This window comes from Streptomyces sp. P9(2023) (genome assembly GCF_032436795.1).
Lineage (GTDB): Bacteria > Actinomycetota > Actinomycetes > Streptomycetales > Streptomycetaceae > Streptomyces.
Genome location: NZ_JAUPWM010000540.1, coordinates 1 through 266 on the forward strand (window position 1 = coordinate 1; position 266 = coordinate 266).

At 44.0% G+C, this 266-nt stretch carries 1 pseudogene; it reads right to left on the reverse strand.

The features are described 5' to 3' along the window. Nucleotides 1-266, reverse strand: a pseudogene (locus Q5762_RS38640) (6-phospho-alpha-glucosidase); the annotation flags it as partial.

Here is a 266-nt window from a genome sequence, read left to right on the forward strand (position 1 = left end):
GAATGGTGGCTGACAGTGTTAGTGCTTGCCATAGTTTTTGGTAAGAGCCTTCAACATGAGCTTGTACGGCCAGTTTTTCTACTGAAACTTGTTGATTCATCATACCTTTCTGGAACTCGGGAATAGCGCCAATTTGCAGCGGTTTTGCCCCAGTACTGTCGACAATACAAGGTATTTCTACCATAGCCGTTGGGTCAAAGTTGCTGATCGCACCATTATTGGGAACAATAAGTAACATGCGCTCTTTAGTATTAAAGGCGATGGCT